This window comes from Serratia marcescens (genome assembly GCF_001902635.1).
GTDB classification, from domain to species: Bacteria; Pseudomonadota; Gammaproteobacteria; order Enterobacterales; family Enterobacteriaceae; genus Serratia; species Serratia marcescens_F.
The window spans coordinates 1-15,787 of record NZ_MJAO01000045.1; the positions used below are offsets into that span (position 1 = coordinate 1).

General features: G+C 59.4%; 13 protein-coding genes. All 13 read left to right on the forward strand.

The genetic code is table 11. The features are described 5' to 3' along the window. Positions 1–678: 678 nt before the first annotated feature. Positions 679–1,116, forward strand: a complete 438-nt coding sequence (gene nuoA, locus BHU62_RS24005) for an NADH-quinone oxidoreductase subunit NuoA (protein WP_073534868.1) — start codon at positions 679–681, stop codon at positions 1,114–1,116. 15 nt (positions 1,117–1,131) lie between these two features. Continuing rightward, the gene (locus tag BHU62_RS24010; RefSeq protein WP_004936039.1) at positions 1,132–1,806 is read left to right on the forward strand and encodes a NuoB/complex I 20 kDa subunit family protein; all 675 of its coding nucleotides are present in this window, start codon (positions 1,132–1,134) and stop codon (positions 1,804–1,806) included. Between the two features lie 96 nt (positions 1,807–1,902). Then, positions 1,903–3,699, forward strand: coding sequence for an NADH-quinone oxidoreductase subunit C/D (gene nuoC / locus BHU62_RS24015; protein WP_073534869.1), 1,797 nt, complete (start codon positions 1,903–1,905; stop codon positions 3,697–3,699). A gap of 2 nt (positions 3,700–3,701) precedes the next feature. Further along, positions 3,702–4,253, forward strand: a complete 552-nt coding sequence (nuoE, locus tag BHU62_RS24020) for an NADH-quinone oxidoreductase subunit NuoE (protein WP_004936034.1) — start codon at positions 3,702–3,704, stop codon at positions 4,251–4,253. After that, positions 4,250–5,596: an NADH-quinone oxidoreductase subunit NuoF gene (gene nuoF / locus BHU62_RS24025; protein WP_073534870.1), complete on the forward strand. Its 1,347-nt coding sequence runs from the start codon at positions 4,250–4,252 to the stop codon at positions 5,594–5,596. The genes nuoE and nuoF overlap by 4 nt, the downstream gene beginning before the upstream one ends. A gap of 76 nt (positions 5,597–5,672) precedes the next feature. Next, positions 5,673–8,411, forward strand: coding sequence for an NADH-quinone oxidoreductase subunit NuoG (gene nuoG / locus BHU62_RS24030; protein WP_073534877.1), 2,739 nt, complete (start codon positions 5,673–5,675; stop codon positions 8,409–8,411). Then, on the forward strand, positions 8,408–9,385 hold the full coding sequence (nuoH, locus tag BHU62_RS24035) for an NADH-quinone oxidoreductase subunit NuoH (RefSeq protein ID WP_073534871.1): 978 nt from the start codon (positions 8,408–8,410) through the stop codon (positions 9,383–9,385). Before nuoG ends, nuoH begins: the two co-directional genes overlap by 4 nt. 14 nt (positions 9,386–9,399) lie before the next feature. Further along, complete coding sequence (nuoI, locus tag BHU62_RS24040) at positions 9,400–9,942, forward strand: NADH-quinone oxidoreductase subunit NuoI (RefSeq protein ID WP_073534872.1); 543 nt, start codon at positions 9,400–9,402, stop codon at positions 9,940–9,942. Between the two features lie 13 nt (positions 9,943–9,955). After that, positions 9,956–10,516 carry an NADH-quinone oxidoreductase subunit J gene (nuoJ, locus tag BHU62_RS24045; protein ID WP_073534873.1) on the forward strand — a complete coding sequence of 187 codons (561 nt, stop codon included), beginning with the start codon at positions 9,956–9,958 and terminating at the stop codon, positions 10,514–10,516. Further along, on the forward strand, positions 10,513–10,815 hold the full coding sequence (gene nuoK / locus BHU62_RS24050; protein ID WP_004936014.1) for an NADH-quinone oxidoreductase subunit NuoK: 303 nt from the start codon (positions 10,513–10,515) through the stop codon (positions 10,813–10,815). Before nuoJ ends, nuoK begins: the two co-directional genes overlap by 4 nt. Next, entirely contained in the window at positions 10,812–12,659 is a 1,848-nt protein-coding gene (gene nuoL, locus BHU62_RS24055) for an NADH-quinone oxidoreductase subunit L (RefSeq protein WP_073534874.1), read from the forward strand. The genes nuoK and nuoL overlap by 4 nt, the downstream gene beginning before the upstream one ends. 95 nt (positions 12,660–12,754) lie before the next feature. Further along, the gene (nuoM, locus tag BHU62_RS24060; protein ID WP_073534875.1) at positions 12,755–14,284 is read left to right on the forward strand and encodes an NADH-quinone oxidoreductase subunit M; all 1,530 of its coding nucleotides are present in this window, start codon (positions 12,755–12,757) and stop codon (positions 14,282–14,284) included. Between the two features lie 6 nt (positions 14,285–14,290). Beyond that, the gene (gene nuoN / locus BHU62_RS24065; RefSeq protein WP_073534876.1) at positions 14,291–15,748 is read left to right on the forward strand and encodes an NADH-quinone oxidoreductase subunit NuoN; all 1,458 of its coding nucleotides are present in this window, start codon (positions 14,291–14,293) and stop codon (positions 15,746–15,748) included. The last annotated feature ends 39 nt before the right edge of the window (positions 15,749–15,787 follow it).

Consider the following 15,787-nt stretch of genomic DNA (forward strand, 5'->3'; position numbering starts at 1 on the left):
CTGCTCCGGCGGAGGTTTTTTTTGCCCGTTTTTTGGCAAAAGTGACTGTTATAGGTATTTAAGTTCGTTTTTGTAATGAGTCGACTGTTTTGTTGATTTTTAAGCGCGATTGAAAAGAGAGTTTGGCCGGGTTTAAGACGCTGAGATTGTTTTTTGAGCAATAAGAATGAATGAGTTAAAGGCCTGGAATTTATAGGGGTATTTTGTTAGCTTATGGCGGTCGTTTTTGCGGCTTAATTTGAGGAAAATTGTTAAAGGCCCACACTTTTTTTGAGGATTTATACTGAAAACGTGTCCTGGATCAAAAAAATACCCCTAGGTAGTGAGTGGAAGAACAGGGAATTCCTGAGACAATGGTATAGTAAAACTGAAATGTGCATGTTGGTTTATATCTATCTGTTTCTACACAAAAATTAACTGACACGATTTAGCCGGTCCCTGGCGCATCAAATGTTAATCAAATGATACGTATGTAAACTAGTGTGTAGATACTTTTGTCAAAGTTGACAAAAGGTTATAGAAAGGAGTAAAAAGCCCACAGAAAAACGCTGCCTAACTCGCTGTAAAAGCAGTTTGTTTGTGTGGTTATTTATCCTTCCCTTAAATCGATGTGGCGCACTAACTGCCGGTGACAAGAGCAGCGCGATCGACGCCACTTTTGATGAGTAAGCATAGAGTATGTCAACAACCACTGAAGTTATCGCTCATCACTGGGCGTTCGCCGTATTTCTCGTCGTGGCTATCGGGCTCTGCGGCTTAATGCTGCTGGGTGCGTTCTTCTTGGGCGGGAGAGCCCGGGCGCGCGCCAAACACACCCCGTTTGAATCAGGCATCGACTCGGTCGGTACGGCGCGCATGCGCTTGTCCGCCAAGTTCTACCTGGTGGCCATGTTCTTCGTTATTTTCGACGTTGAAGCCTTATACCTGTACGCCTGGTCGGTCTCGATCCGCGAGAGTGGCTGGGTAGGCTTTATCGAAGCCGCCATTTTCATTTTGGTGCTCTTGGCCGGTCTGGTTTATCTGGTGCGCGTTGGCGCGTTGGATTGGACTCCGGCGCGTTCCCAACGCCGCAGCAAACCGGGCACTATCACCAACACCAACAGTCATCCGCAGTAACAGCGAGGCATTAAGATGGACTATACGCTCACCCGCATAGACCCGAACGGTGAGAACGACCGTTATCCCCTGCAAAAACAGGAGATCGTCGCCGATCCCCTGGAACAACAGGTCCACCGCACGGTTTACATGGGTAAACTCGAACATGCGCTGCATGACATGGTGAACTGGGGGCGTAAAAACTCTATTTGGCCGTATAACTTCGGCCTTTCGTGCTGTTACGTGGAGATGGTGACGTCGTTTACCGCCGTTCACGACGTGGCGCGTTTCGGTGCGGAAGTGTTGCGCGCCTCCCCGCGCCAGGCCGACCTGATGGTGGTGGCCGGCACCTGCTTTACCAAGATGGCCCCGGTCATCCAACGCCTGTACGAGCAGATGCTGGAACCGAAATGGGTGATCTCGATGGGCGCCTGCGCCAACTCCGGCGGCATGTACGACATCTACTCCGTGGTGCAGGGCGTGGACAAGTTCCTGCCGGTCGACGTGTACATTCCCGGTTGCCCGCCGCGTCCGGAAGCCTACATGCAAGCGCTGATGCTGCTGCAAGAATCCATCGGCAAAGAACGCCGCCCGCTGTCGTGGGTTGTCGGCGATCAGGGCGTTTACCGCGCCAATATGCAGTCTGAAAGAGAGCGTAAACACGGCGAGCGTATCGCGGTGACCAACCTCCGGACGCCTGACGAGATTTAAGACGTTCATTTAACGTCCATCTTAGTGCGCTATTGGTTAACACAGCGAAAAGTGAAACTTGCGGCGAATAACCCTTTAGTGTGGTGAAAAAAAATTATGACAGATTTGACGACGCACGACGCCTTGCCTGCCTGGCAGACCCGAGATCACCTTGACGACCCGGTGATCGGCGAACTGCGCAACCGTTTTGGGCCGGAAGCCTTTACTGTTCAGGCCACCCGCACCGGCATGCCCGTGGTATGGGTAAAACCTGACCAGTTACTGGAAGTAATGACGTTCCTGAGAAAACAGCCGAAGCCGTATGTCATGCTGTTCGATCTGCATGGCGTGGACGAACGTCTTCGCACCCACCGCGACGGCCTGCCCGCTGCGGATTTCTCCGTTTTCTACCATCTGATTTCCATCGAGCGCAACCGCGACATCATGCTGAAAGTGGCGCTGTCTGAAAAAGACCTGCACGTGCCCACAGCGACCAAGGTGTTCCCGAACGCCAACTGGTATGAGCGCGAGACCTGGGAAATGTTCGGCATTACCTTCGATGGCCACCCGCACCTGTCGCGCATCATGATGCCGCAGACTTGGGAAGGGCACCCGCTGCGTAAGGACTACCCGGCGCGCGCCACCGAATTCGATCCTTTCGTGTTGACCAAACAGAAAGAAGATCTGGAGATGGAAGCGCTGACCTTCAAGCCGGAAGACTGGGGCATGAAGCGCGGCACCGAGAACGAGGACTTCATGTTCCTCAACCTCGGCCCGAACCACCCGTCTGCGCACGGTGCGTTCCGCATCATTCTGCAACTGGACGGCGAAGAAATCGTCGACTGCGTGCCGGATATCGGTTACCACCACCGCGGCGCCGAGAAGATGGGCGAGCGCCAATCTTGGCACAGCTACATTCCGTACACCGACCGCATCGAGTACCTCGGCGGCTGCGTGAACGAAATGCCTTATGTGCTGGCGGTAGAAAAGCTGGCTGGCATCAAGGTGCCTGAGCGCGTCGACACCATCCGCGTGATGCTGTCCGAGCTGTTCCGCATCAACAGCCACCTGCTGTACATCTCCACCTTCATTCAGGACGTCGGCGCGATGACCCCGGTGTTCTTCGCCTTTACCGACCGTCAGAAAATCTACGACCTGGTGGAAGCGATCACCGGTTTCCGCATGCACCCGGCCTGGTTCCGCATCGGCGGCGTCGCGCACGATCTGCCGCGCGGCTGGGATCGTCTGCTGCGCGAATTTCTTGAGTGGATGCCGAAGCGTCTGGACTCCTACGTGAAAGCGGCGCTGAAAAACAGCATCCTGAAAGGCCGCTCCGTCGGTGTGGCGTCTTACAACGCCAAAGAAGCGCTGGAATGGGGTGTTACCGGCGCCGGCCTGCGTGCCACTGGCATCGAGTTCGACGTGCGTAAATGGCGTCCGTACTCCGGCTACGAGAATTTCGACTTCGAAATTCCGGTCGGTGACGGCAACAGCGACTGCTACACCCGCGTGATGCTGAAGGTGGAAGAGCTGCGCCAGAGTCTGCGCATCCTCGAGCAGTGCCTGAACAACATGCCGGAAGGTCCGTTCAAGGCCGATCACCCGCTGACCACGCCGCCGCCGAAAGAGCGCACGCTGCAGCATATTGAAACGCTGATCACCCACTTCCTGCAGGTTTCCTGGGGCCCGGTGATGCCAGCCAACGAATCATTCCAGATGATTGAAGCCACCAAAGGGATCAACAGCTACTACCTGACCAGCGACGGCAGCACCATGAGCTACCGCACCCGGGTACGTACGCCGAGCTTTGCACACCTGCAGCAGATCCCATCGGTCATCCGTGGCAGCCTGGTCTCCGACCTGATCGTCTATCTGGGTAGTATCGATTTTGTAATGTCAGATGTGGACCGCTAACTATGCATGATCAAAAAGACAATCACGCAGTCAATGATGCGCTCGAGCCCATCAACGCAGCCGCTCCTCAGAGCGGCGTTGATGCATTTGTACTGAGCGCGGAAGAACGTGATGCGATCGAGCACGAAAAGCACCATTACGAGGATCCGCGCGCCGCTTCCATCGAAGCACTGAAGATTGTGCAGAAGCAGCGCGGCTGGGTTCCGGACGGTGCGATTTACGCCATCGCGGAAGTGCTGGGCATCCCCGCCAGCGACGTAGAAGGCGTGGCCACGTTCTACAGCCAGATTTTCCGTCAGCCAGTAGGACGTCACGTGATCCGCTATTGTGACAGCGTTGTTTGTCACATTACCGGTTACCAGGGCATTCAGGCCGCTATCGAGAAGAAGCTGAACATCAAGCCGGGTCAAACCACCTTTGATGGTCGCTTCACGCTGTTGCCGACCTGCTGTCTGGGCAACTGCGATAAAGGGCCGACCATGATGATTGATGAGGACACTCACAGTCAGCTGAAGCCCGAAGATATCGAGACGCTACTGGAGCAGTATCAATGACCAAGCACATTGTACGCACTCCCGAAACGCACCCGCTGACCTGGCGGCTGCGCGATGACAAACAGCCGCTGTGGCTGGACGAATACCGCAGCAAAAACGGCTATGCCGGCGCGGAAAAGGCCCTCAAGGGCCTGGCCCCGGACGAAATCGTCAGCCTGGTGAAAGATTCCGGGCTGAAGGGCCGCGGCGGCGCGGGCTTCTCCACCGGTTTGAAGTGGAGCCTGATGCCGAAAGACGAATCCATGAACATCCGTTACCTGCTGTGTAACGCCGATGAGATGGAGCCGGGCACCTATAAGGACCGCCTGCTGATGGAGCAGCTGCCGCACCTGCTGGTGGAAGGCATGCTGATCTCCGCGTTCGCGCTGAAAGCCTACCGCGGTTACATCTTCCTGCGCGGCGAGTATGTCGAAGCGGCGGTGCACCTGCGCCGCGCCATCGCGGAAGCCACCGAAGCCGGCTACCTGGGCAAGAACATTCTTGGCACCGGGTTTGATTTCGAGCTGATCGTGCACACCGGCGCCGGCCGTTACATCTGCGGCGAAGAAACCGCGCTGATCAACTCGCTGGAAGGCCGCCGCGCCAACCCGCGTTCCAAGCCGCCATTCCCGGCCTCCGCCGGCGCCTGGGGCAAGCCGACCTGCGTTAACAACGTCGAAACGCTGTGCAACGTGCCGGCGATCCTGGCGAACGGCGTGGAGTGGTACACCGGCATCTCCGGCAGTGAAGACAAAGGCACCAAGCTGATGGGCTTCTCCGGCCGGGTGAAAAATCCGGGCGTCTGGGAGCTGCCGTTCGGCACCACCGCGCGCGAGATCCTGGAAGACTACGCCGGCGGCATGCGCGACGGCCTGCGCTTCAAAGCCTGGCAGCCGGGCGGCGCGGGTACCGACTTCCTGACCGCCGATCACCTCGATCTGCCGATGGAATACGGCGCGATCGGCAAGGCCGGCAGCCGTCTCGGCACCGCGCTGGCGATGGCGGTTGACCACGAGATCGGCATGGTGCCGCTGGTGCGCAACCTGGAAGAGTTCTTCGCCCGCGAGTCCTGCGGCTGGTGTACGCCATGCCGCGACGGCCTGCCGTGGAGCGTGAAGATCCTGCGCGCGTTGGAAAACGGCGAAGGGCAGCCGGGGGATATCGAAACCCTCGAGCAGCTGTGCCGCTCCCTCGGCCCGGGCAAAACCTTCTGCGCCCACGCGCCAGGTGCCGTAGAGCCACTGCAAAGCGCGATTAAATATTTCCGTGAAGAGTTTGAGGCGGGCATCGCCGTGAAGCACTTCAGCAACGCCCATGCGATTGGCGGCATTCAGCCGAACAACTTGCTGAAGCAACGCTGGTAAGCCGACTCGCCCGAACACGGCCAGAATTTTTGATTAACGCCTGCCGCAAGGCAGGCCACTTGGAAGCATGCTGACTATGGCTACGATTCATGTAGACGGCAAAGAGTACGAGGTAGACGGAGCGGACAACCTGCTGCAGGCTTGTCTCTCCCTCGGCCTTGATATTCCTTACTTTTGCTGGCATCCGGCGCTGGGAAGCGTCGGCGCTTGCCGCCAATGTGCGGTAAAGCAATACCAAAACGCGGAAGATACGCGCGGTCGTTTGGTGATGTCCTGTATGACCCCGGCATCCGATGGCACCTTCATCTCCATCGATGACGGCGAAGCGCAGCAGTTCCGTGAAAGCGTGGTCGAGTGGTTGATGACCAACCACCCGCACGATTGCCCGGTCTGTGAAGAAGGCGGTAACTGTCACCTGCAGGATATGACGGTAATGACCGGCCACAGCTTCCGCCGCTACCGTTTCACCAAACGCACCCATAACAACCAGGATCTGGGGCCGTTTATCTCGCACGAGATGAACCGCTGCATCGCCTGTTACCGTTGCGTGCGTTATTACAAAGATTACGCGGACGGCACCGACCTCGGCGTGTATGGCGCGCACGACAACATCTATTTCGGTCGGCCGGAAAGCGGCACGCTGGAAAGCGAGTTCTCCGGCAACCTGGTGGAAGTGTGCCCGACCGGCGTATTCACCGACAAAACGCACTCCGAACGCTACAACCGCAAATGGGACATGCAGTTCGCGCCGAGCATCTGCCAGCAGTGCAGCGTCGGCTGTAACATCAGCCCGGGCGAACGCTATGGCGAACTGCGCCGTATCGAAAACCGCTACAACGGCAGCGTGAACCACTACTTCCTGTGCGACCGCGGCCGTTTCGGTTACGGCTACGTCAACCAGAAAGATCGTCCGCGTCAACCGCAGCAGCTGCGCGGCAACGACTGGATCACCCTGAACGCCGAGCAGGCGATGCAGGGCGCGGCGGATATTCTGCGTCAGGCGAAGAAAACCATCGGCATCGGCTCTCCACGCGCCAGCCTGGAAAGCAACTTCGCGCTGCGCGAGCTGGTCGGCGCCGAGAACTACTACACCGGCATCGCTCAGGCGGAGCAATCACGCCTGGCGCTGATGCTGAACGTGCTGAAAAACGGCGGTGTCCATACGCCGGCGCTGCGTGAGATCGAAGATTACGACGCGGTGCTGGTGCTGGGCGAAGACCTGACGCAAACCGGCGCGCGCATCGCGCTGTCCGTGCGCCAGGCCGTCAAGGGCAAAGCCCGCGCGATGGCGGCGGCGCAACGCGTTGCCGACTGGCAGATCGCGGCGGTGCAGAACATCGGTCAGCACGCCAAGTACCCGCTGTTCACCACCAACGTCGACAACACCCGTCTGGACGACATCGCCGCCTGGAACTACCGCGCGCCGGTAGACGAGCAGGCGCGCTTCGGCTTTGCCATCGCTCACGCGCTGGACAGCGCGGCGCCGGCGGTGAACGATCTGGCTGAAGGCCTGAACAAGAAAGTCGACATCATCGTGCAGGCGCTGACCGGCGCACGTAAACCGCTGATCGTGACCGGCAGCAACGCCGGCAGCGAAGCCATCATCGAAGCGGCGGCCAACATCGCCAAAGCGTTGAAGGGCCGCGGTTCCGACGTCGGCATCACCTTCGTGGCGGGCGCAGCCAACAGCATGGGCCTGGCGATGATCGGCGGCGGTTCGCTCGATCAGGCGCTGGAGCAGCTGGCGAGCGGCGCAGCCGACACCGCCATCGTGATGGAAAACGATCTCTATCGTCATGCGCCGGCGGCGCAGGTGGACGCAGCGCTGGCCAAGGTCAGCAACCTGATCGTCGCTGACCACCAGCGCACCGCGATCATGGACAAAGCCAACCTGATCCTCTCCTCGGCCAGCTTTGCCGAAAGCGACGGTACGCTGATCAACCAGGAAGGCCGCGCGCAGCGCTTCTTCCAGGTCTACGATCCGGCTTATTACGACGACGCCAAAAAGAATCAGTTCACCGTGATGCTGGAAAGCTGGCGCTGGATGCACTCGCTGCACTCCACCTACACCAGCCGCCACGTGGACTGGACCCAGCTTGATGACGTGATCGCCGCTTGCGTCGCCGCGTTGCCGCAGCTGCAGGGCATCGTCGACGCCGCGCCGGACGCGACTTTCCGCATTCGCGGTCAGAAGCTGGCACGTTCGCCGCACCGCTCCAGCGGCCGTACCGCCATGCGCGCCAATATCAGCGTGCACGAGCCGCGTCAGCCGCAGGATAAAGACACCATGTTCGCCTTCTCGATGGAAGGGAACAACAGCCCGTTGGCCGACCGTCAGCAGATCCCGTTCGCCTGGGCGCCAGGTTGGAACTCACCGCAGGCGTGGAACAAGTTCCAGGCAGAAGTGGGCGGCAAACTGCGCCACGGCGATCCGGGCGTGCGCCTGATCGAAGCGGGGGAGGGCAGCCTCGGTTACTTCGACCGCGTGCCTGCCGCGTTCAATCCGGTTGACGGCTGGCGCGTCGCGCCTTACTACCACCTGTTCGGCAGCGATGAAATGTCGCAGCGCTCTCACGTGATCCAGCAGCGCATGCCGGAAGCCTACGTGATGGTCAACCCGGCCGACGCGGCGACGCTTGGCGTCAACGCGGGCAGCCTGGTGGAGTTCAGCTGCGCGGGCCAGACCTTGCGTCTGCCGGTGCGTCTGAGTGAAACCCTGACCCAGGGCCAGGTTGGTTTGCCGCTCGGCTTGCCAGGGATCCCGCCGATCTTGGTGGGTGCTAAGGTAGACAATCTGCGGGAGGCGGCACGATGAGCTGGTTTACCCCTGAGGTGATCGACATTCTGATCGCCATTCTTAAAGCGGTCGTGATCCTGTTGGTGGTCGTGTCGTGCGGGGCATTCATGAGCTTCGGCGAACGCCGTCTGCTCGGCCTGTTCCAGAACCGCTACGGACCGAACCGCGTAGGCTGGGGCGGCTCGCTGCAGCTGGTCGCCGACATGATCAAAATGTTCTTCAAGGAAGACTGGGTGCCGAGATTCTCCGACCGGGTGATCTTCACCCTGGCGCCGATGATCGCCTTTACTTCCCTGTTGCTGGCATTTGCCATCGTTCCGGTCAGCCCGACCTGGGCGGTGTCCGATCTCAACATCGGTATTCTGTTCTTCCTGATGATGGCCGGCCTGGCGGTGTACGCCGTGCTGTTCGCTGGTTGGTCGAGCAACAACAAATACTCGCTGTTGGGCGCGATGCGTGCCTCTGCGCAAACCTTGAGCTACGAAGTGTTCATCGGCCTGTCGCTGATGGGCGTGGTGGCGCAGGCGGGCTCCTTCAACATGCAGGCCATCGTTGAATCCCAGGCGCACGTCTGGAACGTCATCCCGCAGTTCTTCGGCTTCGTGACCTTTGCGATCGCCGGCGTGGCGGTGTGTCACCGTCACCCGTTTGACCAGCCGGAGGCCGAGCAGGAACTGGCCGACGGTTACCACATCGAATATTCCGGCATGAAGTTCGGTCTGTTCTTCGTGGGGGAATACATCGGTATCGTCACCGTGTCCGCCCTGATTGTGACGTTGTTCTTCGGCGGCTGGCAGGGTCCGTTCCTGCCGCCATTCATCTGGTTCGCGTTGAAAACGGCCTTCTTCATGATGATGTTCATCCTGATTCGCGCCGCGCTGCCGCGCCCGCGTTATGACCAGGTGATGTCCTTCGGCTGGAAAGTGTGCCTGCCGTTGACGCTGCTGAACCTGCTGGCGACCGCCGCGGTCATTTTGTACAACGCTCAATAAGGGGTGAATAAACCATGACATTGAAAGAGTTAGTGGTTGGTTTCGGCACCCAGGTGCGCAGTATTTGGATGATTGGCATGCATGCCTTCGCCAAACGCGAAACCCAGATGTATCCGGAAGAACCGGTCAACCTGCCGCCGCGCTACCGCGGCCGCATCGTGCTGACGCGCGACCCGGACGGCGAAGAACGCTGCGTCGCCTGTAACCTGTGTGCGGTCGCCTGCCCGGTCGGCTGCATCTCGCTGCAAAAAGCGGAGCAGAAAGATGGCCGTTGGTATCCGGAGTTCTTCCGCATCAACTTCTCGCGCTGCATTTTCTGCGGCCTGTGCGAAGAGGCTTGCCCGACTACCGCTATCCAGCTGACGCCGGATTTCGAAATGGGTGAGTACAAGCGTCAGGATCTGGTGTACGAAAAAGAAGATCTGTTGATCTCGGGGCCGGGTAAATATCCGGAATATAACTTCTACCGGATGGCCGGTATGGCGATTGACGGCAAAGCCAAGGGCGAAGCCGAAAACGAAGCCAAACCGATCGACGTCAAAGGTCTGTTGCCCTAAGGAGCCAGCAAGCATGGAAATTGCATTTTACCTGGCGGGTTTGATTGCGGTGGTCGCGACGATGCGCGTGATCACCCATACCAATCCTGTGCATGCGCTGCTGTATCTGATCGTCTCGCTGTTGGCGATCTCGGCAGTCTTTTTCTCCCTCGGCGCCTATTTTGCCGCCGCGCTGGAGATCATCGTCTACGCGGGCGCCATCATGGTGCTGTTCGTGTTCGTGGTGATGATGCTGAACCTCGGCAACGCGGTGCAGCAACAAGAACGCGAATGGATGAAGCCGTCGGTGTGGATCGGGCCTGGCCTGATGTCGCTGGCGCTGTTGGTGGTGTTGATCATCGCGATCCGCAGCGTATCCGATCAGGGTATCAGCGGCGAGATGGTGGACGCGAAGGCGGTGGGCATCAGCCTGTTCGGGCCTTACGTCCTGGCGGTTGAGCTGGCTTCGATGCTGCTGTTGGCGGGTCTGGTTGTCGCCTTCCATATCGGCCGCGAACACAAGCCTGGCGAGGTGCTGAGCAGCGCGCCGGCGAGTGGCGAAATGGCGAGAAGAAAATCGGAGGAGCAAGCATGATCCCTCTTCAACACGGCCTGATCCTGGCGGCGATCCTGTTTGTGCTCGGGCTGACCGGGCTGCTGGTGCGTCGCAACCTGCTGTTTATGCTGATCAGCCTGGAAGTGATGATCAACGCTGCGGCGTTGGCGTTTATCGTGGCGGGAAGCTACTGGGGCCAGGCGGACGGGCAGGTAATGTACATCCTGGCGATCAGCCTGGCGGCAGCCGAGGCCAGTATCGGTCTGGCGCTGCTGCTGCAGCTCTACCGTCGTCGTCATACCCTGAATATTGATACTGTCAGTGAGATGCGCGGATGAACCTATTATATTTAACAATTCTGCTACCGCTGATCGGGTTCCTGCTGTTGGCATTTTCCCGCGGTCGTTGGTCTGAGAACACGTCGGCGACCGTCGGCGTGGGCTCTGTCGGCCTGGCCGCGCTGGTCACGGTGTATGTGGCGATGGATTTCTTCGCCCAGAAAGCCGCCGGCGTGCAGCTGTTCGAGCAAAGCCTGTGGACCTGGATGGCCGTCGGCAACTTCAATATCGGCGTGACCCTGGTGCTGGACGGCCTGTCGCTGACCATGCTGTCGGTGGTCACCGGCGTTGGCTTCTTCATCCACATGTTCGCTTCCTGGTACATGCGCGGTGAAGAGGGCTACTCGCGCTTCTTCGCTTACACCAACCTGTTTATCGCCAGCATGGTGGTACTGGTGTTGGCGGACAACCTGATGCTGATGTATCTGGGTTGGGAAGGCGTGGGCCTGTGCAGCTACCTGTTGATCGGTTTCTACTACAAGGACCCGGCCAACGGCGCGGCGGCGATGAAAGCCTTTATCGTCACCCGCGTGGGCGACGTGTTCCTGGCGCTTGCGCTGTTCATCCTCTACAACGAACTGGGCACGCTGAACATTCGTGAGCTGATGATCCTGGCGCCGCAGAAGCTGGCGGTGGGCGATACGGCCATCACCTGGGCGACTCTGCTGCTGCTGGGTGGCGCGGTCGGTAAATCGGCGCAGCTGCCGTTGCAAACCTGGTTGGCGGACGCGATGGCGGGCCCGACCCCGGTTTCCGCACTGATCCACGCGGCGACCATGGTGACCGCGGGCGTCTACCTGATCGCCCGTACGCACGGCCTGTTCCTGATGGCGCCGGAAGTGCTGCACCTGGTGGGCATCGTCGGTGCGGTGACCCTGCTGCTGGCCGGCTTCGCCGCGCTGGTGCAGACCGACATCAAGCGCGTGCTCGCTTACTCCACCATGAGCCAGATCGGTTACATGTTCCTGGCACTGGGCGTGCAGGCATGGGACGCGGCGATCTTCCACCTGATGACTCACGCGTTCTTCAAGGCGCTGCTGTTCCTGTCGTCCGGTTCGGTGATCCTGGCTTGCCACCACGAGCAAAACATCTTCAAGATGGGCGGCCTGCGCAAGAGCATCCCGCTGGTGTACGTCTGCTTCCTGGTGGGCGGCGCGGCGCTGTCTGCGTTGCCGCTGGTTACGGCCGGCTTCTTCAGTAAGGACGAGATCCTGGCGGGCGCGATGGCCAACGGCCACGTCAACTTGATGATTGCCGGTCTGGTCGGTGCATTCATGACCTCGCTGTACACCTTCCGTATGATTTTCATCGTGTTCCACGGCGAAGAGAAAATCAAAGCGCATGCCGGTAAAGGCATCACTCACCACCTGCCGCTGCTGGTTCTGCTGGTGCTGTCCACCTTCGTCGGCGCGATGATCGTGCCGCCGCTGCAGGGTGTGCTGCCGGATACGACCGAGCTGGCGCACGGCAGCGTGCTGACGCTTGAAATCACCTCCGGCGTGGTGGCTATTGTCGGCATTCTGCTGGCGGCCGCGCTGTGGCTGGGCAAACGCAGCCTGGTCAACAGCATCGCCAACAGCGCGCCGGGCCGTTTCTTCTCGACCTGGTGGTTCCATGCCTGGGGCTTCGACTGGCTGTATGACAAGGTGTTCGTCAAGCCGTACCTGGGTATTGCGAAGCTGCTGCAACGCGATCCGCTGAACTCGCTGATGAACCTGCCGGCCGTCTTCTCCCGCTGGGGGAACCGCGGTCTGACGGTGAGCGAGAACGGTCAGGTGCGTTGGTATATAGCGTCTATGGGTGTGGGTGCAGTGGTCGTATTGGCTCTGTTGATTTTGGTTTAATTGAATAATTTAAACAGACGCATTTTTCGGGCGTAGCGCCGGGCAGGCGCTACGTACAAAGTTTGAAATTATTCGTATAAGGGACACAAAACGCCATGCTATTACCTTGGCTAATTCTTATCCCCTTTATCGGCGGTCTGCTGTGCTGGCAGCTTGAGCGCTTCGGTACTAAGGTGCCGCGCTGGATAGCGCTGATCGCAATGGGGCTGACGTTGGCGCTCTCTCTGCAGCTGTGGATGCAGGGCGGCTATACATTGACCACGCCGAAAGGCATTCCGCAGTGGCAGAGCGAGTTCCTGCTGCCGTGGATCCCGCGCTTTGGCATCTCCATCCACCTGGCGCTGGACGGTCTGTCGCTGCTGATGGTGGTGCTGACCGGTCTGCTGGGCGTACTGGCGATCCTCTGTTCCTGGCGTGAAATCCAGAAGTATCAGGGCTTCTTCCACCTCAACCTGCTGTGGATCCTGGGCGGCGTTATCGGCGTGTTCCTCGCCATCGACATGTTCCTGTTCTTCTTCTTCTGGGAAATGATGTTGGTGCCGATGTACTTCCTGATCGCGCTGTGGGGTCACAAGGCGTCGGACGGTAAAACCCGTATCACCGCGGCCACCAAGTTCTTCATCTACACCCAGGCCAGCGGTCTGGTGATGCTGATTGCAATTCTGGGCCTGGTGTTCGTGCACTACAATGCGACCGGCGTGTGGACCTTCGATTACGAAGATCTGCTGCAGACCCCGATGTCCCACAACGTGCAATACGTGCTGATGTTGGGCTTCTTCGTCGCCTTCGCGGTGAAAATGCCGGTAGTGCCGCTGCACGGCTGGTTGCCGGATGCGCACAGCCAGGCACCGACCGCCGGTTCCGTCGACCTGGCGGGCATCTTGCTGAAAACCGCGGCCTACGGCCTGTTGCGTTTCAGCCTGCCGCTGTTCCCTGAGGCTTCGCACGAGTTCGCGCCAATCGCCATGTGGCTGGGCGTGGTCGGTATCTTCTACGGTGCCTGGATGGCGTTCGCGCAGACCGATATCAAACGTCTGATTGCCTACACCTCGGTGTCGCACATGGGCTTCGTGCTGATCGCCATCTACACCGGCAGCCAACTGGCTTACCAGGGCGCGGTGATCCAGATGATCGCGCACGGTTTGTCCGCCGCCGGCCTGTTTATCATCAGCGGCCAGCTGTATGAGCGTCTGCATACCCGTGATATGCGTCAGATGGGCGGCCTGTGGGGGCGCATCAAATACATTCCTGCGCTGTCGCTGTTCTTCGCCGTGGCTACCCTGGGGATGCCGGGCACCGGTAACTTCGTCGGCGAATTTATGATTCTGTTCGGCAGCTACCAGGTGGTGCCGGTGATCACTGTGATCGCCACCTTCGGTCTGGTGTTCGCTTCTGTTTACTCGCTGATCATGATGCAACGCGCTTACTACGGTGAGGCGAAATCTGACCAGCCACTGCAGGGCATGACCGCGCGCGAACTGTTCATCATTCTGTTGTTGGTGGTGTTGTTGGTGCTGCTCGGGGTCTACCCGCAGCCGATTCTGGATACCTCTAATGCGGCGATGAGCAACGTGCAACACTGGTTCGGTTCGTCAGTTTCAGCAATTTCAACAACAAGGCCGTAATTCGCCATGACAATAACTCCTCAACAACTGATCGCACTGTTGCCGCTGTTGATCGTCGGATTGACGGTGGTGGTTGTGATGCTAGGCATTGCGTGGCGACGCGACCACTTTATCAACGCCACCCTGACCGTGGTCGGCCTCAACCTGGCGCTGCTTTCGCTGTACTTTGTCGGCCAGGCCGGCCCGATGGACGTCACCCCGCTGCTGCGGGTTGACGGTTACTCGATGTTCTACACCGGGCTGGTGCTGCTGGCGAGTCTGGCGACCTGCACCTTCGCATATCCGTGGCTGGTCGGCTATCCGGATAACCGCGAAGAGTTCTACCTGCTGGTGCTGATCGCCGCCATGGGCGGCATCTTGCTGGCGAGCGCCAACCATCTGGCTTCGCTGTTCATCGGCATCGAGCTGATCTCGCTGCCGCTGTTCGGCCTGGTGGGTTACGCCTACCGCCAGAAGCGTCCGCTGGAAGCCGCCATCAAGTACATGCTGCTGTCCGCTGCCGCCTCGTCGTTCCTGCTGTTCGGCATGGCGCTGCTGTATGCCGAATCCGGCGATCTGTCGCTGGCCGGTCTGGGCAAGAGCCTGCAGGAAAACATGATGCACCAGCCGCTGATCCTGGCCGGTATGGGCATGATGATCGTCGGTCTGGGCTTCAAGCTGTCGCTGGTGCCGTTCCAACTGTGGACGCCGGACGTGTATCAGGGTGCGCCTGCGCCGGTCTCGACCTTCCTGGCAACCGCCAGCAAGATCGCGATCTTCGCGGTGGTGATGCGTCTGTTCCTGTACGCCCCGGCCGCCGACAACGAAGCCTTGCGCATGGTGCTGTCGATCATCGCGTTCTGCTCAATCTTGTTCGGTAACCTGATGGCCATCAGCCAGACCAACATCAAGCGTCTGCTGGGCTACTCGTCGATCGCGCATCTGGGCTACCTGCTGGTGGCGCTGATTGCGGTGCAAACCCATCAGCTGTCGCTGGAAACCGCCGGCGTTTACCTGGCCGGTTACCTGTTCAGCAGCCTGGGCGCCTTCGGCGTGGTCAGCCTGATGTCCAGCCCGTACCGCGGTCCGGATGCGGATTCACTGTTCTCTTACCGTGGTCTGTTCTGGCATAAGCCGATCCTGTCCGCAGTGATGACGGTGATGATGCTGTCGTTGGCCGGTATCCCGATGACGCTGGGCTTTATCGGTAAGTTCTTCGTGATCGCGATGGGCGTCAGCGCGCACCTGTGGTGGCTGACCGGCGCGGTGGTGGTAGGCAGCGCCATCGGCCTGTACTACTACCTGCGCGTAACCGTCAGCCTGTTCCTCAGTGCGCCGGAATCGCTGCAGCGCGATACCCCGAGCAACTGGGCGTTGACCGCCGGCGGCGTTGTGGTGCTGATCTCTGCCGCACTGGTGCTGCTGTTGGGTGTCTACCCGCAGCCGCTGATTTCGCTGGTGCAGATGGCTCAGCCGACGTTCTGATAACGCTTCAGACAGTAAAAAGGTCGCTTCGGTGACCTT